Source organism: Bacillus sp. EKM501B (genome assembly GCF_011800505.1).
GTDB lineage: Bacteria > Bacillota > Bacilli > Bacillales > Bacillaceae_G > Bacillus_A > Bacillus_A cereus.
This window is the reverse complement of record NZ_JAALFZ010000004.1, coordinates 273,925-297,432: the sequence shown is the minus strand read 5'-3', so window position 1 is coordinate 297,432 and position 23,508 is coordinate 273,925. Positions and strand designations below refer to the sequence as shown.

The following is a 23,508-nucleotide window of genomic DNA, read 5'->3' as shown; positions in this document are numbered from 1 at the left end:
GAGGGGAATTGTCATGAACAAATTATCAACAAAGTTAGTAGTAGCAATCGGTATTGGAGCAGCATTATACGGGATATTAGGACTTTGGGGATTTTCTATTGCACCGAATACATTTATTAAACCAGCATTAGCTATATTAACTGTTTTTGGAGCATTATTTGGTCCAGTGGCAGGACTGTTAATCGGACTTATCGGTCATACCGTAACAGATACGATTGCTGGCTGGGGTATTTGGTGGGGCTGGGTTATTAGTTCAGGTATTATTGGTTTTTCAATGGGGCTTATTCAAAAAAGAGTTGGTTTTAGTGTGAAAAACGGGTCATTTAACAAGGGGGATATTTCTTATTTAGCAATTACTGGGTTAGTTGGTATTGTCATTGCTATTATATTTGCTGGGGCATTCGATATTATTGTGATGGGAGAACCATTTGACAAAATTGTTATACAAGTATTAGGAGCAACAATTTCCGATGTCATCGTTTTCTTAGTACTTGGATTGCCACTTACAATTGGTTTGGCGAAATCCAATAAGAAACATACACATTTAAAAATTGAAAAGTAGGGATGTTAACATGCAACCAATTATTTCGTTTGAACAATTCACCTTTCAATATGGGCATGCTATGCAGCCTACTTTAAGTGATATTACCTTTCATATATACCCTGGGGAAAAAGTGCTAATTGCTGGACGAAGTGGCTCAGGAAAGTCGACATTAGCTCATTGTATAAATGGGCTAATCCCATTTTCTTACGAAGGGAATAGTACAGGTAACGTTTTAATTGCCGGTAAAGACCCGAGGGAAGGAAGTATTTTTGAACAAAGTAAACAGGTAGGAACAATTTTGCAAGATCAAGATGCTCAATTTATTGGTCTGACAGTAGAAGAAGATGTAGCTTTTTATTTAGAAAATGAATGTGTAAAGCAAGATGACATGAAAAAGATTGTTTCGGACTCATTAAGAAAGGTGAAGATGCATACGTTTCATAAACAAAGTCCACATGAATTATCAGGAGGTCAAAAGCAAACAGTTTCTCTAGCGGGTTTATTAACAACAAATGCGGATATATTATTGTTCGATGAACCGTTAGCTAATTTAGATCCACTAAGCGCCTTACATACGATAAAACTTATGAAAGATATACATGAACAATATAATAAAACGATTGTTATTATCGAACATAGAATAGAAGAAATTTTAAACCTGGATTTAGACAAAGTTATATTAATTGATGAAGGTAAAGTCATTGCGATAGGAACACCAAAAGAAATCTTAGCGTCAAATATATTACCACGTATCGGCTTAAGAGAGCCTATTTACATCGAAGCATTAAAGAGATTACATTTTGATAGTAATAATGACGTAATATATCCAATGGAAAACCTTCAAAAAGAAAAGGTAAGCAATGTTATAAAAGAGTGGATGGAGAAACAAGTCATATTAAAAGGGAATACTAAAAACAAGGAATTACTTAAAGTGGAGAATTTATCATTTTCATACTCTAATAAACAAAAAGTATTAGAAAATGTAAACCTTTCAATATATGAAGGAGAAATTGTGGCACTGTTAGGACATAATGGAGCAGGGAAATCAACATTAGCTCATAGTCTTATAGGCATAAACAAAATGAAAAATGGGAAAATCTTGTTAAAAGGTGAAGATATTAGTTCTTGGTCTATTCGTAAACGTGGGGAAATCATATCTTACGTGATGCAAAATCCAAATCATATGATTACACAGCCTACTGTTTTTGAAGAAGTTTCATTTACATTAACATTACATAATTTTTCTAAGGAAGAAATTAAGAATAGAGTAGAAGGAACTTTAAAAATTTGTGGTTTATATCCATTTCGTAATTGGCCAATTCAAGCACTAAGCTATGGGCAAAAAAAGAGATTAACAATCGCATCTGTATTAACAACAAATCCTAAACTTATCATATTAGATGAACCGACAGCGGGACAAGATTATTATCACTATAAACAATTTATGGCTTTTATTAAAAACCTAGCTAAAAAGGGAATTTCATTTGTTTTTATCACTCACGATATGAATCTCGCGCTAGAATATACAGACCGTGCAGTAGTTCTACATGAAGGGAAAATTATTGCGGATAATACAGTGTTTGATGTATTAGGCGATCAAGAAACGTTACAAAGAGCCAACTTAAGAGAGAGTTCTTTAACCAAGCTTGTTAAATTTAGTGGGATTGCATGTCCAGAAAAATTTATGGAGCTTTATTTAGACAGTAATAGGAGGGAGGAAGGTGCATAGTACATATTTTCATCGTATGGATGGGGTAGTGAAATTGTTTTTATTTATTTTTTGTATGACGCTTACTTTTTTGTTTTTTGATTTTCGGGTGTTGCTAATATTATTTATTATTGGGTGTATCGGGCTCAGCATTGCTAAAATTCCATTTCGTAAAATTTTAATTGTTTTTAGTGTCATATTTACATTTAGTTTATTAAACTCTGTCATGATTTTATTGATTACACCAACTCATGGATCTGAATTAACTGAATCATATACCGCGTTTTTACATGTTGGATATGCAACGATTACATATGAAACATTATTTTATGCAGCTACACTTTCATTAAAGTATTTTACGTTATTACCATTTACACTTCTTTTTATTTACACGACAGATCCAAGTGAATTTGTAAGTAACTTAAGTAAACTTGGTATTCATTATAAGATTACTTATGCAATAAATATTGCACTACGTTATATTCCTGACATCCAGTCTGAGTATAAAATTATTAAACACGCGCAAGAAGCGAGAGGAGTGGCTTTTGAAAAAGGAGAAGCAAGTTTATGGGTTCGTATGAAGAACCGTGTTTTAATTTTCTGGCCACTAATCATTCATTCTCTAGAAAGAATAGATACGGTTTCAAATGCAATGGATTTAAGAGGATTTGGAAAGAAGGATAAACGTACATGGTTTTATACAAGTAAGGCGAAACGTGAAGATTTCATCGCTTTATTTGCCGGTATTTTCATATTTATTGTTGCGGTATATTTAAAATTAAACGTATTTCAAAACTTTTGGTATCCATTTTAAAGCACTCTTTAAACGAGTGCTTTTACTTATTTTTATGTAGACATGCTCAAAAAAGGGATATACACATAATGTATAATACGAACCAGTTAAAATGATCAACTACCTATTAGTTTTCAAACCAAAAGGAGGAGAAAATATGAGTTACGGTGGTTCTTGTGGTTTTGGTGGAGGTTTCGCTTTATTAGTTGTGTTATTCATTCTATTAATAATTGTAGGATGCAGCTGCTGGGGCGGAGGATACTAATTTTTAATTAGTCTTCACAAATGTAAACTAAAAAAACATTGAAGATACTTATGTATCGAAACAAATAAAAAAGGAGCGACTATGCTCCTTTTTTATTTGTTTTAATGCGTATTCTTACTATATTTGGGGAACGTAATCGTTAAAGTCGTTCCTTTACTAACGATACTTCTGATTTTTAAACTTCCATGCATCGTCTCAATAATCTTAACAGCAACCATTGTACCTAAACCGGTTCCTTTTGTTTTTGTACTAAAATACGGTTCACCGAATCGATGTATTTGCTCCTGTGACATTCCAACGCCGCTATCTTCAATTCGTATTTCAACTTTACTATTATTGATAGATGAGGAAATATTTAAGGTACCACCATTAGGCATTGCTTCAATACTGTTTTTGATTAAGTTTAAAAAACATTGTTGAAAGTGCTGTTTATTACCAACAATGGTTGCCTCAGAAAAATCCTGTGTAATATGTATCGTATTCATATTACACAATGGCAATATCATATTAATAACTCGATTTAACTCTTGTTTTACTGAAATTTGATCTAGTTTTTCTGGAGCAGGTTTGGCAAACGTTAAGTAATCATCGATAATTTCTTGGGCACGATTTAACTCTTCAAGTATATGTTTAATATATTCGTCTCTTGATTCAGGAGTTAAATTTTGTGTTTTTAAAAGCTGTGTAAATCCTTTTACAACCGTTAAGGGATTCCTTACTTCGTGCGATATACTTGCAGCGAGTTGGCTAACAATCTCCATTTTTTCCATTTTAATTAATTTTGAGCGCATTAATACAGCATCTTTAATAACTTCATTTATATAAACAATAAATAACATTAAAGTAGTCGGTAATACCATGAAATAAATAATATACAAATTATTCACTTCAAAATCTGATAAGGTTAATACAATTAAAGTTGTAAATATTGCTAGGAAAAAGGTTAAAAACATGGAAAAAGCTACTTTAAGTTTTCTATTATATGTATTAAATTTTGAAGATGCGAGTGCTGTAACGATGAACATTATTCCGTAAACAACAACTGTCAGCATGTTAAAGCCATAAAATAAAAATCTCGTAATTAATAAAATTGTAAACAATATGATACCGACAGGGAATCCACCATAAAGCGTACCTATTATGACCGGAATTTGTCTTAAATCATGAATACAACTTTCATCCATATAGATAGGGTATCGCATACATAAAATAAGCGGGATACTAGAACAAAGGGTAATCAGTAGTATTTTATATTTCTTTAAATAGTGCCGGCTATCATATATGAAATAAAAAACAAATATACTACATAAAATGTATAGAAGATTATTTAATACGTTTTGATTAATATAAACAAAGTCCATAATATTTGCCTCGTTATTCTGAATTTACTTAACATATGTATTATACATAATAACATATGTTAAGGTGAATAAACCTTGTTAATACAAGATTAGTTTGGCTTTTTGTTATAAAATGCAAACATTCTACAAACGTTAGCTATCCAAAGATATTTTTACCAAAATTTTTTACTCCTTCTTCCTGCATGTTCGGTAAAACATGAGAATAAATCCTAAGAGTTAATGAAATGTCTGTATGACCTAATCTCTCACTGATAATTTTAGGATTAACTCCTTGTTTCAATAGTATAGTTGCGTGTGGATGTCTTAAATTACGAGTTTTAATTTTTTCACTGCTGCATTTTTTATTTCCTTATAAAACTTTTCCCTGAAAGCATTTCTGCATAACCCCCCACCTGATTTATTACAATTAATTAAATCTAAATCTTGATAAGCAGAACTGATTGGTAATAAGAAACGTTTGCATGAGATTCTAAATAAATATAAAAATACTAAAGGAAAGTAAGGTATGAAAAAACAGGTGTTTCAAGAAAAGTGGACGAGCTAGGTCGTGTAGTAATTCCAGTAAGAGTTTATTTGGGAAGTGGCTTTTAAAACTGATGTTGTTGAGTACATGTGGTAGTAAAAGGTAGATGGACATATGAAAAAAGTAGAAATTGATGTTAGTAGCAACAAACTTTTAATAGTTTAGGACGAAAATGTAACAGTAGTCAATCCACCAATGAGCGGATTTGTTGAGCAAGTCGCGGTTTAGATAAACGGTAAGGTTGATCGTGTAGATACTAAGTTTACTGAAAAGATAAAATGATTATTTTTAGAAAGATACCCAGACGGATTTAGTCGAGAAGCTAGTCAAAATCGCGTAGATGTGAAGTGAAAATCGTAAAAAAAGAGTCATGAGTGGAAAGGCTCATAGCTCTTTGTATAAGGGTAATGGTTTTATAGGTAAATATTATTATTAAATTCTAAAAAATTCAATGTTAGTAAATTAATTGGTATGTGATTTGAGTTTTATAGAAAGAGATCAGCTAACAACAGCTAGCTGATCTGCAGGTTCTGTAAGACAAAACAGAAAAGAATATTAACAGAATATAAAGGTTTATCCTGGTTGTTTGAACGTAGTTAAAGAAAGAATATCACATACTATCAATTTTAATAAAAACTATCTGTGGCTTTCACTTCTTTATTTTATTCACAAATAGTTCCAGTAGCTATTCCGGTTGGAGCGACACCTACTGGGACATTAGTGATAACAGTATTCGTAGCAATATCAATAACGGAAACAGTATTACTAGCTTGATTTGTAACATATGCTCGAGTGCCATCAGGTATGATGGTTACTTGATCAGGGGATAAACCAACAGAAATTGTATCAATCACAGTATTTGTCGCCACATTTATTACCGATACATTATTGCTAACTTTATTTACAACGTAAATAAGGTTTCCACCCGGTGTAATATCTATGCCAACAGGTTCGGTACCTACGTTAATTGTATTAATAACTGCATTGGTAGCGGTGTTAATAACAGAAACCGTATTGCTGTTTTGATTCGTGACATACGCACGAGTACCATCTAGTGTAAACACGATTATTCTAGGACGAATACCAACAGGGATGGTAGCAATAACTGTGTTGGTAGCAGTATTAATGACAGAAATTGTGTTGCTTAATTCGTTTGCAACATATGCAAAGGCACCATTTGGGGAAACAGTAATCCCTTGTGGAGCGATGCCAACAGGAATAGTATTAATAACTGTGTTTGTTGCCGCATTAATGACAGAAACCGTATTATTACCATGATTTCCAACATAAACAGTTGTGTTATTTGGAGAAACAGCTACACCTATTGGATTAGTTCCAACAGGAATGGTAGCGATAACAGTATTCGTAGCAGTATCAATAACGGAAACGGTATTAGAAAAAATATTAGTAACATAGGCACGAGCTCCATTTGGTGAAACGGTTACTTCAAGTGGTGCATTACCTACAGTAATTGTATCAACTACTATATTTGTTCCGGTGTTAATTACAGATACTGTATCATTTGTAGGGTCATCTATGAGTCCTGCATTTGTAGCATATACTAGGAAATTACATGCAGGTCCGGTTGGCCCAGTAGGTCCGGTCGGTCCAGTAGGTCCTGGTGGACAATCACAATCTCCAGTAGGTCCCGGTGGTCCTTCCGGCCCTTGGATTCCTTGCACCCCTTGAGGTCCAGTGGCTCCTGGTGGTCCTTCCGGCCCTTGAATTCCTGGCACACCCTGAAGTCCAGTGGCTCCTGATGGTCCTTCCGGCCCTTGAATTCCTTGTACACCCTGAGGGCCAGTGGGCCCTTCCGGTCCTTCCGGTCCTTGAATCCCTTGGATACCCTGAGGCCCAGTAGGTCCCGGTGGTCCAGGAATTCCCATTCCGGTCCCTGAACCAGTCGGCCCCGGTGGTCCTGGTGGTCCTTGAATTCCTTGTACGCCTTGAGGTCCTTGAGGTCCTTCTGGTCCTTCCGGCCCCTGAATTCCTTCTACACCTTGAGGTCCTTGAGGCCCTTGAGGCCCTTCTGGTCCCTGAATCCCTGGTACACCTTGAGGTCCTTCCGGTCCTTCTGGTCCTTCCGGCCCCTGAATTCCTTGCACACCTTGAGAACCCTGAGCGCCTCTAGGTCCAGGAAATCCTCTAGGTCCAGTGGCTCCAGTCGGCCCCGGTGTTCCGGTGTTGCTTAATAGCGAACTATTTAAGATTCCTTGTAGAATTAAGTTGAATGTTTGCTGTAATAAGGGGTCTGATATATTTGAACAACTTATAAGTGAAGACAAGCTTTGGAATAGAAATTGGAATAATGCTGAGATTTGAGTGAGGGATGCGGTAGGTAAGGAATTAATTAATTGATTTATAGTTCTTATAACTAAATTTCTATTTGGTGTATTTGGTTGTACTGTTATTAATAAATCATTTAATGCCTGTAATGCTGATTGGAGTATTTGTATAGTTGTTGGATTTGGTGTTGTGAAAAAAGAAAGGATGGCTTGATTTAATTGATTTATTATTTGTAATAATTCTTGTTGTTGAGAATTCGAGAAAAAAACAGGTGTACAGCAATTACTTTGATCACAAGCGGATATAGAAATAAAGCAGGGTTGCTGAAATTTATCACACGGATTTTTGGAATTTGATTTTCGATTATATCTCATAAATACCTCCTTTTAAAAATTGAATATTAAGTAATTTTTGGTAAATTATTAGCAACTGAGTTTGTAGGTATATGTTTAATGTGAAATGTTTTTTCCTTCAAAGTATATGCCAATAAAATAGAGGTGTTCATATGGGATATATAATCAATACTTGGTTGTTAGGAGGATGTTGTAATCATAGGAAAGAAAATGAAGGTTACAAAGTTTATAGGCAAGCGATTGTATTTTAAAAAAGCGTTATTGTAATAAAATTTGAAGTTTATTAAAAAGAAGGAATGAAGGAAGATTTAAAAGATTTTGAAAGATCCATAAAAAAATTCAGTAAAACTCTGGATTCTTCTACACGTATTTTTATTTGTTAATCCATTTAGAAATAATAGGAATTTGTTGTGCCTATTAAAATATGTACTGTTGGTAATTATAACATGAAAATGGATTGTAATAGAATAATGCATTAAAAAGAACAAGTAATAAATTAAACAAAAACTTTATTTTATTATAGATAAATAGGTGACTCAGCAATTGTGCTAGCCGAGTCACCTAGTACTATGGAACCAAATAATGTTCTTTTTCTATATGTAGTTATGTGGAGTTCTTAGAGGCTAGCCCAATAGACAGTTAAGGGATAAATAAAATCATTTTAGAGAGTTTTACATTTTATTATGTTAATGCTACAACAGCAAGAGTTAAGCCCAATGTATTTAATGTATTAGAATATGGTCCTACATTAACAGTAAGAGTACTTGTTATACCTAAAGGTGTAGTGAAAATAGCGGGTGCTGATACAGAAGTGAATCCTGCAGTATATCCCAGAGAAGTACCAGAGCCAATGATTGGATTATTATTCAAATACATAGTGATACCTGCCGAATTACCTCCTGGTTGAATGATAACTTGCACTTCATAGATTGCCAAATAGGTTCTTCCACCTTCAAGTAAAACAGTTGTTGGTGGTGTGAATGAGATTGCCGTACCATTAGAATTTACCACGGTATCTAGTGGAATCGCAGAATTTACAGAGACTATTGATGGGGTAGTTTGAACAACATTTAAACTGTTAGCCGTGGGGGATGGACAAGTGCAAGGTTTGTGAATGTTAGGGTTATTATCATTTTGGTAATTCACAAATAATCAAGCTCCTTTGCGTAAGATAATTTTTTATCCTATATAAAACGTAGCTTTTTTGTATCTAAGTTATTTTTAAAGAGAAGTTGAATATTGTTGGTCAGTTAACTTTTAAAAGTATTTGATACTCTGGAATTTAAAAGTGCATCTGATAAATATATATGAATGTTTTTTAAGGACATTACTGTAAGTTAGGAAACATAATAAAATAGTTATTTTGTTAAATAAAAAAACATGCACAAAAATTGTGCATGTTTAAAAAAGTTATGTCTTGTCTATGTAAATATATGCTTAACTAATATATACCGTGTGTATGTTTGAACAAAATGGTTATTTATTAACAAATATAAAGAGCGCTTTTTAAGATGCTCCATGACCAAGATGTGTATCGAGAAGGATACTAAAAGATTAATAATGAGATGATCATGATTATTGTATGTACATTTCTAATGAATGTGAAATCTTTAAATGCAATCAAAAAGAGCTCGCATATAAGCATGCTCTTGGACAAGAAAGGTAGATTTCTATGAGTGGATATCTCCATACAATACTATATGCTTGTCCAGTTAAAAGGTGAAAAGTTTTAATGAAATCTTTATTTTATTAATTTGTAGGTTGATACAGTTCCCCAAACGAAAAGAACCAAGTAAAAAAGTCTTTGTAGTAGACCTGCAGGTAAGGGGAAAAGAAAAACAAGTGAGATAATGATTGTTATTACTATTAAGTTTAGTAAGCAGAAATATGTCCATTTTCTAGTTTTTTTAAGATTCTTTGCAAAAATAAATAGTCCTGGAAATACAGTAAGCATACCTATCCAAACTAGAATAGAATGTCCAATTAGGTTTACATCTGCAGGAATTAATCCTGAGACTATAGTGGAAACTCCTATTATAATTATAAAAAATGTTGCTATTTTATTAATTTTTGTTTTTTCTAGATGTTGTGAAATATATAGTACTCCAATACAAAATGTTATTCCATTAAGAATAAAGAGTAAATTCATCCAAAAGTGATTAGGGGAGCATATTTCATAAGGAGCTATTTCGTAGGTGAATTCTCCACAGGTTGTTACACCTAGATCACTCATTGCATGATGCAAATAGTTATAAGATGCTGTAGAAGTGAAAATAAAGAAAGGTTCAATTAAAAAGTATAGGCAAGTTGCAATCCAACTAAATAAGCCAATCCTATTTGATATATACATTAGATGCCTCCTTTGAAAAAGGTATATTTCCGTTGTAGGTGGTTGCATTATCAAAAGTGAAAAATTTCAAGTTGAGAGTCGATAACCATTTTTAATAATATAGGGTTTTCTAGACAAATGTGTTTAGCGGAAAGACGTGTGAAAAATGGATGGGGTATAACTTAACAAAATCGTTATTTGAGAAAAAGGGATTAGTTTAGTTTTGATTCTGCTAATCCTCAACCAATTATAAAAAGCAGGCCGAATATGAGAGGGTAAAAAATACACGAAATTATTATACTAGTTATAACGACTTTTTTTGATGTACCTTTTGGAGCGAAAATAATTAAAACCAGTGATACAAATATTAAATAAATTAAATTACTATCACTATAAAAGGTAAAAAATACGATAATAGTTAACAAATTTGAAATGAAACCGAATTATTTTCTCATTACTTTAGCCTTTCTTGGAAAAATAAATAATCCAGATTATACCATGAATGAATAAGGTTTAAGTAAAATTTTAACAAAAACGTTATTTGAATAAAAAGAAGTTAGATAAGGATGAAGAATAGTCATCTCTTATGCTGGGGAGCTTAACGGATATCTAAATGAATTAAGGATGAGTATATGTTGAAAAGAAAAGTGGTTAGTTTGTTTTTGGGAATTACTATGGTAGTTTTATTTTTAAATCCGTTAGATACCAAAGCGTTTAATATTGATAATCAAGAGTTTTATGATTCTTATAATACTTTATTAGCACCATATGCAAGTCAAGTTATCAGAAGGAAGCTTGGACCAGATCATCAGTATAGTTTGACGGACACAAAAATTATAAAAATTGAACGTTTCCCAGAAGAAAACTTTAATTTTATTGTTACAGTTCAATATAAAACTTATATAGGAGCTCATAACCCTCCGAATGGCATAGAAACTATTACTTTTAATATAAATCCAAGTGGAGTAAAGGTTATAAATTTTGTTCATAAAGATGCTTAAAGAAGAAGTAATATTGTTCGTACATTGATGGAAAGGATATTTGAACTGAAAAATGTTATAAAAATTTCATTTTGTAGAAATAAAGAAACTAAAAAAAGAGCACCATGCATCAGTGCCCTTTCAGATAGGAGGTAACACTTTGAGTTGGATACTTAAAAAGTATATGGTATAGAAGAGAAATACGACCTAAAATTTATTATCAACTCAATACAAAAGAGCAGTTAACGAAGGTTAACCGCTCAGTCCTCAGAGAAAGGAAAAAGAACATTACAGATGTCAATGTGAATTCAAGCTGTATCAGCCCATTTATAGTATCGGACATAATTAAAAATTTTATTCGGATAAACTAAAAAAAGACAGCTAGCAAAAGCTAACTATCCTGGTGAATAAGAAGAACGAAATGGTCATTCGTATTCAACCTTGGTGTACTTATATTGTTAACACTTTTTGGAAATTTATTCAATAAAAGAGCGGTTAGCCCAGCCTAACTGCTCCATACAGAGGTAATAATCTAGATGCATAGATATTATATGCCAAATTATTTATTTTATTCGAGACGGATTAAAGAATTTGTCCTTATTAGTGAAATATAGTTAAAGAATCTCTTTAAGAAACAGAAGCAGTAACCAAATAAAAGAGCAGCTAGCAAGAGCTAACTGCTCAACCCTCGACCAAGAGAGCTAGAGTGGGAAGAATTTAAAGCTGACTTTTTACAGTCCTATATAGTATCGGTGAAATATAGAATTTTATTCGTGTGAAACATAAAAAGAGCAGCTAGTAAAAACTAGCTACTCAGCCTTCGGGTATGAAGGGAAATCAGAAACTGTATATACATTATTAACGGAATATTGGGTTTTATTCAGGAGTTAGAGGGAAATGAATAAATTTAGACTGTTCCAACTTGGTTTTGGTCTGCAACATCAGAATCAAATGTGTTTGTTGCACTAACACCGTTAAATGTATTGAGAACAAAAGCAACGTTAGATGAACCTGAACCATTATAAGCTTTTGTATTTTCTTTTGGAGAAACGTTATAAAAATCACCTAAGTTGAAAGAACCGTTACTATTTTGCACAACCATATTTCCGACAATAGATGGCATAGCTTTCACCTTCTTTCCTAGGAAGCATTTAAATTAGTATATGGTGTATGCGTCTAGTGGTTCATCTGAAACTGAGAATTTTGAAATGAAGTTTGATTGAAAATCTAATAAAATAATCCTTTTGAAATTATATAGGTACAATTCACATTTGAGCCGCTTTTTGAATGTAAGAAGGTATTAAATTAATAAAAACGCCTAAAATGGAAAAAACTGTTTTATAAGAAGGAGTGAGAGGATTGGATAATTTAAAGAAAAAGAAACTAAAAAAAGCAATTGCTCGTCGGACAAAGGTTATACAAAAATATGAGAAAGACAGAATAGATAAAGCTTGGAGGAATCTTTTTATACAGACAAGTATAATGAAATAAATATAGTCCGGCTAGAAAACTAGAGGACACCAATTCATTAAAGCAGCAATTCAAGTTGTTTTAATGAATTGGTGTCCTTTTTATTTTGGAAGGGGGAGATAGGAAAATATGAGGGCACTACAAGACTAATTACGTGAGTGGAAAAAGCAATTGAATCAAACAAGAAAGAAAAAAAGATATAGAGTTCAAGTAGTTGTGAGATAAATTGAAAATAGAAATTGATAAGTAAAAAGATAAATAATTAAACATGCGGATGTATTGAATGCAAATGAAATAAAAATTAAATAGGTATATTTTTAATTTTTAAGTTAAGTATAGAGAAGAAATGAATTATCTAGATATTAAGAAAGGATGGATTTTTACAATGAGTTCAAATGAATCAAATTTCAGTTTTACCAGTAACAAAGATATTGTAAAGTACCTTAATGTAAGAAAAGACCCTGTTGATTTAAGAGACAAAATGTTTCGGAGTTACTTGTTTAGTAATGAGGCGGATTTGCCAACGCAAGTCGATCTTCGTCCTAAAATGTCAGGTATAGTAAATCAATGGAATATAGGTTCTTGTACGGCAAATGCAATTGTTTCAGGGTTACGAGAATATCTATTATTACAATCAGGTCGTCCATTTACTTGCTTATCTCGTTTGTTTTTATATTATCATGAACGAGAAATAGAAGGACATATTCAGGAAGATAGTGGAGCGAATGTTCGTGATGGTATGGGGGTTCTTAAAAATATTGGGGTATGCCCTGAAGAGGATTTTCCTTATACCGAGAATTTTAGAGATAAGCCATCACCAAAGGCTGAATCAGATGCTGCACTTTATAAAATTGGAACCTACCATCGTATTCAAGATTTATCGGGATTAAAGGCTGCACTTGCTCATGGATTAGTTGCTGTACTTGGATTTGCTGTACCAAAATCTTTTATGTCAGAAGAAGTGAAAAAGACTGGTATAGTTCCAGTATCAGGAACAGATGATGTAATTGTTGAAGATGGTCAACCAGCGGGACATGCTGTTTGTGCTGTTGGATATGACGATGATAAGCAAACGGTTATTATTCGCAACAGTTGGGGAGAAGACTGGGGAGATAAAGGATATTGTTATTTCCCATATGAATTATTTAAAAATGGAATTGTGCAAGATATGTGGACAGGTCGTTAATTAGAAAAGTGATGGAAGTATGGAAACTACAAAACACGTTATACGTGTTACGGGTAGCATAAAAGAGCTTGAAAAAGATGTAGAAATAAAAGGTGTAATGCATTATCATCTATTAATTAATGATATATCAGTTTTACATACAAGTGGTGCAGAGGTATCGTATAAAGATTATGTACAAGCTATGAAGCAGCATGTGATTTCTTTTGGTAACTATGCATTCTGTCGTTTCTGAAAATGATGCACGCGTAGAAGCCCGTGATTTCTGGAACTGTGGTGACAAGAGTGCAACAGTTTGGGTGGCTGATGTAGAAGTGAAAACAATGGATGATATGCGAGCAGGTACACAGGCTTTTATCGATGAATTATGTAAATTAGGTGCTAAGAAAGTCGGTTTATATGTTGATCATCATATGTATGCACCTTTTGGTTGTGAAATATTTAAACAAAAAAGTGTTAGCAAGTTTGCAAACGAACTTGCTAACACTCATACAAAATAGACATAAATTATCGCTGATATGTCTTCCTTAATAATAGCCATAATCAATTAGAACACACTAATATGAAATGCTCATAAAATCATTCTTGATATACATGATAATAGTATAAACTCTATATTTCTTTTAATAATTTAGGGTTATATCTTTTCTGCATTAGACGCTTTTAACCACGCTTCGTAGAATTCTGTAACTGATGCATACCGTTCTGCTCGATTGTCATTTACAGCACGATACGCTACCGCATATAATTCCTTACTTGCTTCCCATTTTATAAAAGAACGATCTTTTTCATCGCCTAAAAGTGAGAAAGCCATTGCTCCCATATTAAATACATTTGTTCTTTCATCAATTATTGCGTTTAGTTCAAATTCCTCTGGTGACATAAAACGGGAGGAACCCCATAGCCGGCCCATTTTATTTATGTAAGGTTTCTTACTGTATAAATCTATATCACAAATTTTTGTTTCGTTTGTATTAAAATTATATAAAATACTACCGTCATAAAAATCTATCGCTACATAATTTTTCTTTTCTACATAAGTATGGAAAGAAAAAATGGAATGTAAGGAATGAACTCGTTCTATAGTAGATAAATGTCTAAATTTATAAAATGGAGAGTTTGGATTTTCATATTTCTCAGGAGGTGGGAAGCGCCAATGCGAATGAAGACATTCACCATCAAACCAATCGAAAATTAATACATATCCAGATTGAACTGGAAAATGATCAATTAATTTTATGAGCGATTCATGCTTTAAATCTTCATAAATAGTAACTGAATTTTTTAGCCTTTTAATAGCATCACCCGTTGTTCCTTCATATGCAATTGTTTGTGCTCCTGCGTATTTGATAAATTTCTTGTGACCATCTTTTTCTACACCAAAACTTATATTACCTGAGTCTTGCTGGTCAAAAACTGCAAATACGGTACCTAATTTAATAAGCCAATCAAAATTATGATATTCTTTTAATTGGAATGTTACACTATTTAACTGAATTTCGACGGAATTATCTTTCATAGCTTACCTCACATTTAATATAATTAAGTTGTACATTCCACTATTCGACATATTTTATGGAAATCCTATGCTAATAATATGAAATTTTATAAATATAATGATAAATACTTATAAAGAGGTGGATACAATGGATCAACAAATTGTTATTAAACCGTATCAAAAAGACTGGGTTGAAGAGTATATAAAAGAAAAAGAGAAATTCTGTTCCTTGTTAGGACAAGAAATAATCGCTGTTGAACATATAGGGAGCACAGCAGTAGAAGGATTAGGAGCTAAACCTCTTATTGATATGATGATTGGCGTAACAGAATTGCAAATAACTGAAAAGTGGATTGAAGTTCTATCGGAAATTGGATATGAGTATGTTCCAAAAGATGCAACCAATTGGCGTTTTTTTAGAAAGGGAAAATGGAGAGCAGGTACTCATCATTTGCATGTTTATATTTATAATAGTGACGAATGGAGGAACAATATTTTATTTCGTGACTTTCTAATAAGCCATGAATGGGCACGTAAAGAATATAGAGAATTAAAAGAGATGCTTGCTATTACATATGCTTTTGATCGTGTTTCATATACAAAGGCAAAAGCACCGTTTATTCAAAACATAATAAAGTTAGCTGAAAAAAATCAATAATAATTGTCAGTGATATTGAAATTCTCATTTTATTTTAATCTTTCTCTCATGTTCTTTTCTTTTTTATTTGATAGACTGCTTGTTACAAAGCTTTTGTGAGTAAGGAGATTAAATAAAATGGAGAAGATATTAAGAAATAAATATTTTCGTGTGTGTGTTAAAATTATGGGCATTACTATTATTGTTTGTAGTGTATTGATGCTATTTATTAATGTTATATACGGCAATGTTTTGAATGTAAAATGGTTAAATAAAAAATTAGGCTCTTTTGGTGAATATGGGGCTATTATCGCTGCTTCATTATGGTTTTTACGCCATATATGGGTGTTTTTAAAGAAGAAAAATATACAAGGATTTAAAAAAGTTAAAGAAGTGTATCTATTTGCAAAAAAGTTTCATGTATTAATTGGATACGCTATAATAGCTGTTGCAATTACTCATGGTGTTTACTTTTTTATAAAAGGGAGTCCTCATATTTTACTCATATACAGTGGCATATTTTCTCTATTAGCCTTAATCGCACTAGGGGTTGTTGGGTTTTATTTACAGAAAATAAATAAGAAAGAAAAATTTATGATGTATAGAAAAGTGCATCAAATCATTGTAATTATATTTGGAATAGGATTATTTATTCATTTAATTGTCTAGGAGGAACTACCGTTGCAACACATTTTAATTATTGAGGATGAGGAAAGTTTAGCAGATTTTCTAGAATTAGAACTAAAATATGAAGGGTATAAAGTAGATATACAACTAGATGGAAGAAAAGGGTTAAGCGCAGCACTTGAAAAGAATTACGATCTCATTTTGCTTGATTTAATGCTGCCTGGATTAAATGGACTAGAGGTATGTCGTCGACTAAGAGCGACTAAAAATACACCTATTATTATGCTGACTGCTCGTGATAGTATTATGGACCGTGTGACAGGTTTAGATAGTGGAGCGGATGATTATCTTCCGAAACCATTTGCAATTGAAGAACTGTTAGCACGTATGAGAGTGATATTTAGAAGAGAAGAACATATTGAAAACAAGCAGGTTTCATTTCTTACATTCAAAGATTTGCAGCTTCAGATTGAATCTCGAACTATAACTAAAGGAAATGAAGAAATTGAACTTACAAATAAAGAATTCGAGTTATTGCTTATGTTTATGAAAAATATTAATCGCGTACTTACTCGTGATGTTTTACTGGACCAAGTATGGGGATATGATGCAATTGTTGAGACAAATATCGTTGATGTATATGTTCGTTATTTGCGAAACAAGTTACATAGTGTAGATAAGGAGGAGTATATCCAAACAGTCCGTGGTGCGGGATATATAATGAAATGATAAAAAATATTATGTTTCGAATTCGAAATCTACCTATAAAGTGGAAACTAACACTTTGGTCCACTACACTAGTATTTATTTTGTTCATCTTATATAGTGCTTTGCAGTTTATTGTAATCAATAAGTGGACTATAGATTATGAACAGAAACAAATAAATAGGCAAGTGACGGAAATAGCGGCATATTTCCAAGATAAAAATGATACCCTTTCGAGTAAAACATTTGAAAACAGTAAAGATTTTCTAAACAATATGATTGATAAGCATCAAATGATTCGTATTATTGACATGGATGGGGGGCCGATTATTACTGTTTCACGAGATTTTAATGAAACGTGGATAAAGCCGAAACAGGTTATAAAAGATGAGTCATTTATAAAAAGGCATTTAGAAGATCGAATATTAGTTAAGCGCATACCAATTAAAACGAAAGAGTTTACTGGCACTATTGAACTTGCGAAAAACCTAGAGACATTTGATTATTTATTAAAAGTTATTTTAGTGGTAATGCTTATTGCTGGAATATTTGGATTGATATTTAGTTTTTTAGGTGGGATTCTTATAACGAAGAAACTATTATCAAGTGTTCAAAATATAACAGATACGATGAAACGTATTAAAAAGAATGGACTAAATGAAAGGGTTCCAGTACGAGAAAATAATGATGAGCTTGCAAAATTATCATTTCTCTTTAACGAGATGATGGATGAAGTAGAAACTTCTTTTACACAACAGAAACAGTTTGTCGAAGACGCATCTCATGAACTAAGAACACCGTTAACAATTATTCATGGTCACTTAGCGATGTTAAACCGATGGGGGAAAAATGATCCAGCAGTATTAGATAAATCTCTTCAATCTAGTTTAAAGGAAGTAGATCGTTTAAATAAATTAGTTTCAGAATTGCTAGAACTATCAAGAGCTGAATCTGAACAATTGCATCCAATAGCAGCTGAGCCAGTTCATGTAAATAGCGTATTAAAACATGTTACACAAAACTTTGTAGTACTCCAAAGTGATTTTCAATTTGATATGAAATTCGGGGATGACGAGGCTTATGTGTCAATGCCATCATCTTACTTAGAACAAATTATTATTATCATAATGGATAATGCAGTTAAGCATACAAAAGAGGTTAATAAATATATTTGCATAGAATCCAGTTTACAATCAGGGAAAGTTACAATTCGTGTAATAGATCATGGAGCGGGAATACCTGAATCCGATTTACCATTTGTTCTTAATCGGTTTTACCGAGTTGACAAAGCGAGAAGTCGAAAACAAGGTGGAAACGGACTAGGTTTGTCTATTGCAAAACGACTTGTAGAAAAATATAACGGAGCTATTAAAATAGAGAGTAAAGAAAATGAAGGAACAATCGTTACGATTACATTACCATGTATAATAAAATAAGCCTTCAAAGAAGGGGTGCTTCTTGCATTCCTTCTTTTTTTACGATCAAATCATTTTGTTTATTTCGAAATTTCTAGTACATTAAAATTATTAAGGGGGAATAATAATGAAAGCTATCGTACATCAATATAAAACTGGGTTTGACGGTGTAGAATATAAAATATCACCTGAGAGAGCACTTAATGATGGGGAAGTTAAAGTGAAATTAAAATCAGCAGGCTTAAATCATCGGGATTTATTTATTATGAATAATAGAAAAGAAATGCAATTACCTTTAATCTTAGGATCAGATGGTGCAGGTATTGTTACGGAAATTGGAAACGGTGTTTCTGATAACATATTACATACAGAAGTTATTATTAATCCTAGTATTGGATGGGAACATGCTACTGAAGTACCGGAGTTACCGGAAGTGCTAGGTGGGCCGAAAGATGGAACGTTTGCTGAATATGTAATTGTACCAGTTGAAAATGTTGTAGAAAAGCCGTCATATCTTACTTGGGAAGAATCAGGTGTTTTATCTTTATCCGCATTAACTGCATATAGAGCGCTTTTTACTAAAGGTAGATTGAAGCGCGGCGAACACGTTTTAATTCCGGGAATAGGCGGTGGTGTTGCTACATTTGCCATGTTATTCGCGAAAGCAATTGGCGCAAAAGTGAGTGTTACTTCAAGGGTAGAGAATAAAATGGAACTTGCTGCAAAATATGGTGCAGATATTTCTTTTCATAGTGCCGGAAATTGGGAAGAGAGCTTACAAGGTGAAAAAGTAGATTTAATAATAGATAGTATAGGTCCAGCAACTTTTTTGAAATATTTTGATGTATTAAAACCAAACGGAAGAATCGTGAATTTTGGTGCAAGCTCAGGAGATAAAATTGAATTACCATTACGCGCGCTATTTTACAATCAAATTGATATTATGGGAACATCCATGGGTAGCCGTGAGGAATTTAATGAGATGATAAAGTTTATAGAAAAACATCAAATTAAACCAATTATTGATAAAGTTTACTCGTTAGAAGAAGCAATTCGAGCACTAAGCCGTATGGAACATGGAGAACAATTTGGAAATATTGTACTTCAAATGAATTAAAAAATATGATTTTGCAATTAGTATATTTAAATGAACATGTTATGTATTCCAAACATGAAAAAAATACGAATCGCCTTATTATAAAGGTTTACGAACTTTATACATAAATAGCGTATAAAATTTGTTTTATAATTGTCACATGAGTAATAGTAAAATGAGAATTAGATGAGAAAAGTTTAAGCCCATTTTCATAATGGTATTGTATACTGTGTAAATCAAGAACACTTGTAAGTAGGGAGAGAGTATTATGAATTACACAGTATTTCAGTGGTTTAATAATTTTGCTGATTCATCCAAACTATTAGATACGATAATGGTTGCAATTACAAATAGCGCTGCATACGTAGCCATTTTATTTATGCTTATCTTATGGTTTAATAATGGAAAGAAAGAGAATGCAATTAGAAAACAATATACAGTTTTATATACGACGCTTTCGGTTATTATTGCATTAGTAGTAAATGTTCTTATACATGCGGTATATTACCATCCGCGTCCGTTCGTATCACATGATGTACATCAATTAGTACCACATGCAGCAGATTCATCATTTGTTAGTGATCATTCTGTACTTGTATTTTCAATCGCCTTCGTATTTATTCTTAGAGGAGAAAAACTGAAATATATCGCGCTATTATGGGCAGTGTTAGTCGGTATATCACGTATGTATGTAGGTGTTCATTATCCTTTAGATATACTTGGTGCAGCTTTCATAACACTTGTTACGAGCGGTTTAGTAATGCAAAGTACACGTATGTTTGAACCAATAGCGAAATTCGTATTCAAAATGTATGCATTAGTAGCGAGACGAATTCCTTTCTTAGCAAAATATAACCATATCGCATAATTTTCTTATAAAAAGTTCCCCTTTGGAAATCCAGAGGGGAACTTTTTATAGTAAATAAGAAAAGAGTTTAGAGTGCTATGCAATCAAGTTTTGGTGAAGTTAATATTCAGAAATTTCACGCACCGTATTTTAATGAAATAAAACAAAAACAAAAAATAACAATAGTTAGTTTCGTATTGTTTTAAAGGAATTAAAAAGAAAACTTCGAAACATATAGTATCGTAAACAAAAACTACAAATTATAAAACGCATCTTCGTACGAATCCATTCCAAAAGAGAGGAGATAAGTATGCAAAAACTTCAAACGAATAAAGGCGCTCGATATATGATGATTGCTTTTATTGTTTTGTTTCTTATTATGATTTTGCGTATAGTCTATATTCAGGCAGTAGGAGTCGTGCATAATGTAAATGTAAAGGATCTAGCGGATGAACAACATAATAAAAAAGGTATTTTAGAAGCGAATCGTGGTACTATCTATGACCAAACCGGAAAGGTGTTAGTACAAGATTCTACAACATATCGAGTTGTTGTTAATTTAAAAGGAAAAGATAAAGTGAAAAATAAAGATGAAACCGCACAACAATTAGCCGATGCGCTTGAAATTGATAAAGAAGAAGTATTAAAAAACTTTCATGAAGGGCGTACGCAAGTTGAAATTGGGAAAATTGGTCGGAACTTATCTAGGGAAAAGAAGGAAAAAATTAATGATTTAAAAATACCAGGTGTATCTTTTATGTCGGAAAAAGCAAGAGTGTATCCGAATGAAGACTTTGCATCCTATATACTGGGTTTTGCTAGACCAGATGATAAAGGGAATACGGAAGGGAAGTTTGGGCTTGAAAAGAGTTTGGATAAATATTTGCGCTCGACAAACGGGAATATAGAATATGTGGGTACACGAAGGGGGATTCCGCTTACAAATGATATAGGTAAAGTAGAACCTGCTAAAAATGGGAATAATGTGTATTTAACGCTTGATAAACAAATTAATAGCTTTTTAGAAGAAGCGATGAACAAAGCACAAGAGCATTATGATCCTTCTATGTTAATTGGCATTATTGCTGATCCAAAAACAGGAAAGGTTTTAGCGATGGCTAGTAAACCTAGTTACAATCCTAATGTAGGTGATATCGAATACTTTTTAAATGATCCGATTGCAAATGCATATGAACCAGGTTCAACTATGAAAGTTTTTACGTTAGCAGCTGCCATTAATGAAGGTGTATATAACGGAAAAGAATATTTTCAATCTGGAAAATATTCCGTTGGTTCCTCTGATATAAAAGATCATAATGGTGGATTTGGATGGGGATCAATTACATTTGATGAAGGTTTTGAAAGATCATCAAACGTAGCTTTTTCTATTTTAGAAGATCAGTTACTGAAACCAAATAAATTTAAGCAATATATGAATAAATTTGGATTCAATCAAAAAACAGGAATAGATTTACCTGGAGAAAGTAAAAATACTTTATTATTAAATACGCAAATTCAACAGGTTACAACTTCTTTCGGTCAAGGTTCTACAGTAACTCCGATTCAATTAATCCAAGCGGCTACTGCTATAGCAAATGACGGGAAAATGATGCAACCATATATCGTTGATAAAGTTGTAAATCCAACAAATAAAGAAGTTATTATGGAAAATCAACCGAAAGAAATTGGGAATCCGATAAAAAAAGAAACAGCGGACAAGGTTAGAAGCTTAATGGAGCGTGTTATAACATCTTCAAAAGGAACTGGTACAATGTATAAAGTGGATGGTTATTCAATTGGAGGTAAGACAGGAACAGCACAAATCCCGAATCCTGAAAACGGCCGATATATGGAAGGGAAAGAGAATTACATTTTCTCCTTTTTAGGAATGGCTCCAATTGATGATCCGGAGTTAATCGTATACTTAGCTATTAAGCAGCCAAAGTTAAAAGGAGATGAGTATGGAGCTCAGCCTCTTGCTGAAATATTTAAACCTGTTATAAAAAACAGCCTTGAATATTTAAAGGTGAAACCGTATACCGAAAAACAAATAGCTGATGCAGCGAAACAATCTCAATTAAAAGTACAAAATTATGTAAATCAATCGATGGGTACAGCAGAGAAAAGTGTAGAAAAAGAGAAGCTACAGCCAATAATTTTAGGAGAAGGAAAAATAATAAAACAATATCCACAGTCTGGCGAGGTCATGAGTGAAGGTGATCGTATATTTTTATTAGGGAATAACGCACAAATGCTAAATGTAAAAGGTTGGTCCATGCGTGATGTTATGTATTTCTCTAAGCTTTTGAAATTAGATTTGAAAACTTCTGGTACAGGTTATGTAACGAGCCAAAGTATTGAAAAAGGACAAGATTTACATGAAGGAGATACACTAGAACTAGAATTAGAACCGCCGTTACAACCGTTAACAGAGGCGAATACGAATTAATTCAGGTATTTGGAAGGAGCTAGATGCAAATGGCTCTTTCTTTAGAGCTGTAAGTAATTTCACGCACCGTAATTTTCAGAAAAAACAATAAATAAATGAATTAATAGAGACACGTTATTAAATATCTGATTATTTTTTATTTACAGTTAAAAATAATTGTGATAATATGGAAAAAATCAAATGCAGTGAAGAGAAGAGTAAATAAAATGAATTTTTTACAGAGAGCTCCATTTAGCTGAAAAGGAGTAAAAATTCTTTATTGAACCAAGCCTCTGAGCAGCGCATCGGAACCTATTATTAGGGGATGGTGTGACGGGAGCTCCCGTTATAGAGCTATGGTATAAGCATGAGTTAGAATGCAGTACCTGATAAGGTTAATATGGTGACATATTAACAAACTAGGGTGGCACCGCGATGATAAATCTCGTCCCTAAGATTA

Annotated in this window: 20 protein-coding genes, 3 pseudogenes and 1 other annotated feature; of the genes and pseudogenes, 16 read left to right on the top strand and 7 right to left on the bottom strand. The window is 32.7% G+C overall.

Going from position 1 to position 23,508, the window contains the following annotated elements; genetic code table 11:
* Positions 1-13 precede the first annotated feature (13 nt).
* The 4 genes from HFD78_RS12505 (at position 14) to HFD78_RS12490 (ending at position 3,310) form a co-directional block, all read left to right on the top strand.
* The gene (locus HFD78_RS12505; protein ID WP_001038210.1) at positions 14-562 is read left to right on the top strand and encodes an ECF-type riboflavin transporter substrate-binding protein; all 549 of its coding nucleotides are present in this window, start codon (positions 14-16) and stop codon (positions 560-562) included.
* 10 nt (positions 563-572) lie between these two features.
* Entirely contained in the window at positions 573-2,273 is a 1,701-nt protein-coding gene (locus HFD78_RS12500; protein WP_001182520.1) for an ABC transporter ATP-binding protein, read from the top strand.
* On the top strand, positions 2,266-3,066 hold the full coding sequence (locus tag HFD78_RS12495) for an energy-coupling factor transporter transmembrane component T family protein (RefSeq protein WP_000556377.1): 801 nt from the start codon (positions 2,266-2,268) through the stop codon (positions 3,064-3,066). The genes HFD78_RS12500 and HFD78_RS12495 overlap by 8 nt, the downstream gene beginning before the upstream one ends.
* Before the next feature lie 136 nt (positions 3,067-3,202).
* A complete protein-coding gene (locus HFD78_RS12490) occupies positions 3,203-3,310 on the top strand; it encodes a YjcZ family sporulation protein (protein WP_000120182.1) in 108 nt (35 codons plus the stop codon).
* A gap of 101 nt (positions 3,311-3,411) precedes the next feature.
* Here the strand turns inward: HFD78_RS12490 and HFD78_RS12485 are convergent, their stop codons facing one another.
* Together HFD78_RS12485 and HFD78_RS30075 are read right to left on the bottom strand one after the other, a co-directional pair.
* The gene (locus HFD78_RS12485) at positions 3,412-4,671 is read right to left on the bottom strand and encodes a LytS/YhcK type 5TM receptor domain-containing protein (RefSeq protein WP_048567660.1); all 1,260 of its coding nucleotides are present in this window, start codon (positions 4,669-4,671) and stop codon (positions 3,412-3,414) included.
* Between the two features lie 136 nt (positions 4,672-4,807).
* Positions 4,808-4,984, bottom strand: a pseudogene (locus HFD78_RS30075) (tyrosine-type recombinase/integrase); the annotation flags it as partial.
* A gap of 324 nt (positions 4,985-5,308) precedes the next feature.
* On the opposite strand from HFD78_RS30075, the pseudogene HFD78_RS12475 reads away from it, so the two are divergent.
* Positions 5,309-5,422, top strand: a pseudogene (locus HFD78_RS12475) (DUF3954 domain-containing protein).
* A gap of 434 nt (positions 5,423-5,856) precedes the next feature.
* Here the strand turns inward: HFD78_RS12475 and HFD78_RS12470 are convergent.
* From HFD78_RS12470 to HFD78_RS12460, 3 genes are all read right to left on the bottom strand, one after another.
* On the bottom strand, positions 5,857-7,854 hold the full coding sequence (locus HFD78_RS12470) for a YVTN family beta-propeller repeat protein (RefSeq protein ID WP_097813669.1): 1,998 nt from the start codon (positions 7,852-7,854) through the stop codon (positions 5,857-5,859).
* Between the two features lie 660 nt (positions 7,855-8,514).
* Positions 8,515-8,979: a hypothetical protein gene (locus tag HFD78_RS12465; RefSeq protein WP_001109240.1), complete on the bottom strand. Its 465-nt coding sequence runs from the start codon at positions 8,977-8,979 to the stop codon at positions 8,515-8,517.
* Positions 8,980-9,574: 595 nt separating this feature from the next.
* A complete protein-coding gene (locus HFD78_RS12460) occupies positions 9,575-10,183 on the bottom strand; it encodes a DUF998 domain-containing protein (RefSeq protein ID WP_000275962.1) in 609 nt (202 codons plus the stop codon).
* Between the two features lie 611 nt (positions 10,184-10,794).
* On the opposite strand from HFD78_RS12460, the gene HFD78_RS12455 reads away from it, so the two are divergent.
* Positions 10,795-11,163: a DUF3888 domain-containing protein gene (locus HFD78_RS12455; RefSeq protein WP_000919725.1), complete on the top strand. Its 369-nt coding sequence runs from the start codon at positions 10,795-10,797 to the stop codon at positions 11,161-11,163.
* An 886-nt stretch (positions 11,164-12,049) separates the two neighbouring features.
* On the opposite strand, the gene HFD78_RS12450 is transcribed toward HFD78_RS12455, so the two are convergent.
* The gene (locus tag HFD78_RS12450) at positions 12,050-12,265 is read right to left on the bottom strand and encodes a spore germination protein (RefSeq protein WP_001139345.1); all 216 of its coding nucleotides are present in this window, start codon (positions 12,263-12,265) and stop codon (positions 12,050-12,052) included.
* A gap of 236 nt (positions 12,266-12,501) precedes the next feature.
* On the opposite strand from HFD78_RS12450, the gene HFD78_RS12445 reads away from it, so the two are divergent.
* The 3 genes and pseudogenes from HFD78_RS12445 to HFD78_RS29440 form a co-directional block, all read left to right on the top strand.
* Positions 12,502-12,633: a DUF3983 domain-containing protein gene (locus tag HFD78_RS12445; protein WP_000369348.1), complete on the top strand. Its 132-nt coding sequence runs from the start codon at positions 12,502-12,504 to the stop codon at positions 12,631-12,633.
* A 364-nt stretch (positions 12,634-12,997) separates the two neighbouring features.
* Positions 12,998-13,798, top strand: a complete 801-nt coding sequence (locus HFD78_RS12440; RefSeq protein ID WP_000097509.1) for a C1 family peptidase — start codon at positions 12,998-13,000, stop codon at positions 13,796-13,798.
* Between the two features lie 160 nt (positions 13,799-13,958).
* Positions 13,959-14,226 (top strand): annotated as a pseudogene (locus HFD78_RS29440) (glycoside hydrolase family 25 domain-containing protein); the annotation flags it as partial.
* Between the two features lie 206 nt (positions 14,227-14,432).
* Here the strand turns inward: HFD78_RS29440 and HFD78_RS12425 are convergent.
* Positions 14,433-15,314, bottom strand: a complete 882-nt coding sequence (locus HFD78_RS12425; RefSeq protein WP_000654548.1) for a protein kinase family protein — start codon at positions 15,312-15,314, stop codon at positions 14,433-14,435.
* Positions 15,315-15,441: 127 nt separating this feature from the next.
* Between HFD78_RS12425 and HFD78_RS12420 the strand changes: the two genes are divergently transcribed.
* The 7 genes from HFD78_RS12420 to HFD78_RS12390 all read left to right on the top strand — a co-directional run bounded on the left by HFD78_RS12420 (position 15,442) and on the right by HFD78_RS12390 (position 23,069).
* The gene (locus HFD78_RS12420; RefSeq protein ID WP_000372690.1) at positions 15,442-15,951 is read left to right on the top strand and encodes a GrpB family protein; all 510 of its coding nucleotides are present in this window, start codon (positions 15,442-15,444) and stop codon (positions 15,949-15,951) included.
* Between the two features lie 117 nt (positions 15,952-16,068).
* The gene (locus HFD78_RS12415; protein ID WP_000411455.1) at positions 16,069-16,599 is read left to right on the top strand and encodes a hypothetical protein; all 531 of its coding nucleotides are present in this window, start codon (positions 16,069-16,071) and stop codon (positions 16,597-16,599) included.
* 12 nt (positions 16,600-16,611) lie between these two features.
* A complete protein-coding gene (locus HFD78_RS12410; protein WP_001163828.1) occupies positions 16,612-17,286 on the top strand; it encodes a response regulator transcription factor in 675 nt (224 codons plus the stop codon).
* The gene (locus HFD78_RS12405) at positions 17,283-18,698 is read left to right on the top strand and encodes a HAMP domain-containing sensor histidine kinase (RefSeq protein WP_000594472.1); all 1,416 of its coding nucleotides are present in this window, start codon (positions 17,283-17,285) and stop codon (positions 18,696-18,698) included. Before HFD78_RS12410 ends, HFD78_RS12405 begins: the two co-directional genes overlap by 4 nt.
* 106 nt (positions 18,699-18,804) lie before the next feature.
* Positions 18,805-19,794, top strand: coding sequence for a zinc-binding dehydrogenase (locus tag HFD78_RS12400; protein ID WP_000644550.1), 990 nt, complete (start codon positions 18,805-18,807; stop codon positions 19,792-19,794).
* 247 nt (positions 19,795-20,041) lie between these two features.
* Positions 20,042-20,641: an undecaprenyl-diphosphatase gene (locus HFD78_RS12395; RefSeq protein WP_001110118.1), complete on the top strand. Its 600-nt coding sequence runs from the start codon at positions 20,042-20,044 to the stop codon at positions 20,639-20,641.
* 289 nt (positions 20,642-20,930) lie between these two features.
* Complete coding sequence (locus HFD78_RS12390) at positions 20,931-23,069, top strand: penicillin-binding protein (RefSeq protein WP_001170957.1); 2,139 nt, start codon at positions 20,931-20,933, stop codon at positions 23,067-23,069.
* 176 nt (positions 23,070-23,245) lie between these two features.
* Positions 23,246-23,504 (top strand) — a binding site (T-box leader).
* Positions 23,505-23,508 lie beyond the last annotated feature (4 nt).

Excerpts from the sequence above, each read along its gene's own strand:
- HFD78_RS12505 (WP_001038210.1), top strand. The coding sequence starts at position 14 with ATGAACAAATTATCAACAAAGTTAGTAGTAGCAATCGGTATTGGAGCA.
- HFD78_RS12500 (WP_001182520.1), top strand. The coding sequence starts at position 573 with ATGCAACCAATTATTTCGTTTGAACAATTCACCTTTCAATATGGGCAT.
- HFD78_RS12490 (WP_000120182.1), top strand. The coding sequence starts at position 3,203 with ATGAGTTACGGTGGTTCTTGTGGTTTTGGTGGAGGTTTCGCTTTATTA.
- HFD78_RS12485 (WP_048567660.1), bottom strand. The coding sequence starts at position 4,671 with ATGGACTTTGTTTATATTAATCAAAACGTATTAAATAATCTTCTATAC.
- HFD78_RS12470 (WP_097813669.1), bottom strand. The coding sequence starts at position 7,854 with ATGAGATATAATCGAAAATCAAATTCCAAAAATCCGTGTGATAAATTT.
- HFD78_RS12460 (WP_000275962.1), bottom strand. The coding sequence starts at position 10,183 with ATGTATATATCAAATAGGATTGGCTTATTTAGTTGGATTGCAACTTGC.
- HFD78_RS12455 (WP_000919725.1), top strand. The coding sequence starts at position 10,795 with ATGTTGAAAAGAAAAGTGGTTAGTTTGTTTTTGGGAATTACTATGGTA.
- HFD78_RS12450 (WP_001139345.1), bottom strand. The coding sequence starts at position 12,265 with ATGCCATCTATTGTCGGAAATATGGTTGTGCAAAATAGTAACGGTTCT.
- HFD78_RS12440 (WP_000097509.1), top strand. The coding sequence starts at position 12,998 with ATGAGTTCAAATGAATCAAATTTCAGTTTTACCAGTAACAAAGATATT.
- HFD78_RS12425 (WP_000654548.1), bottom strand. The coding sequence starts at position 15,314 with ATGAAAGATAATTCCGTCGAAATTCAGTTAAATAGTGTAACATTCCAA.
- HFD78_RS12420 (WP_000372690.1), top strand. The coding sequence starts at position 15,442 with ATGGATCAACAAATTGTTATTAAACCGTATCAAAAAGACTGGGTTGAA.
- HFD78_RS12415 (WP_000411455.1), top strand. The coding sequence starts at position 16,069 with ATGGAGAAGATATTAAGAAATAAATATTTTCGTGTGTGTGTTAAAATT.
- HFD78_RS12405 (WP_000594472.1), top strand. The coding sequence starts at position 17,283 with ATGATAAAAAATATTATGTTTCGAATTCGAAATCTACCTATAAAGTGG.
- HFD78_RS12400 (WP_000644550.1), top strand. The coding sequence starts at position 18,805 with ATGAAAGCTATCGTACATCAATATAAAACTGGGTTTGACGGTGTAGAA.
- HFD78_RS12395 (WP_001110118.1), top strand. The coding sequence starts at position 20,042 with ATGAATTACACAGTATTTCAGTGGTTTAATAATTTTGCTGATTCATCC.
- HFD78_RS12390 (WP_001170957.1), top strand. The coding sequence starts at position 20,931 with ATGCAAAAACTTCAAACGAATAAAGGCGCTCGATATATGATGATTGCT.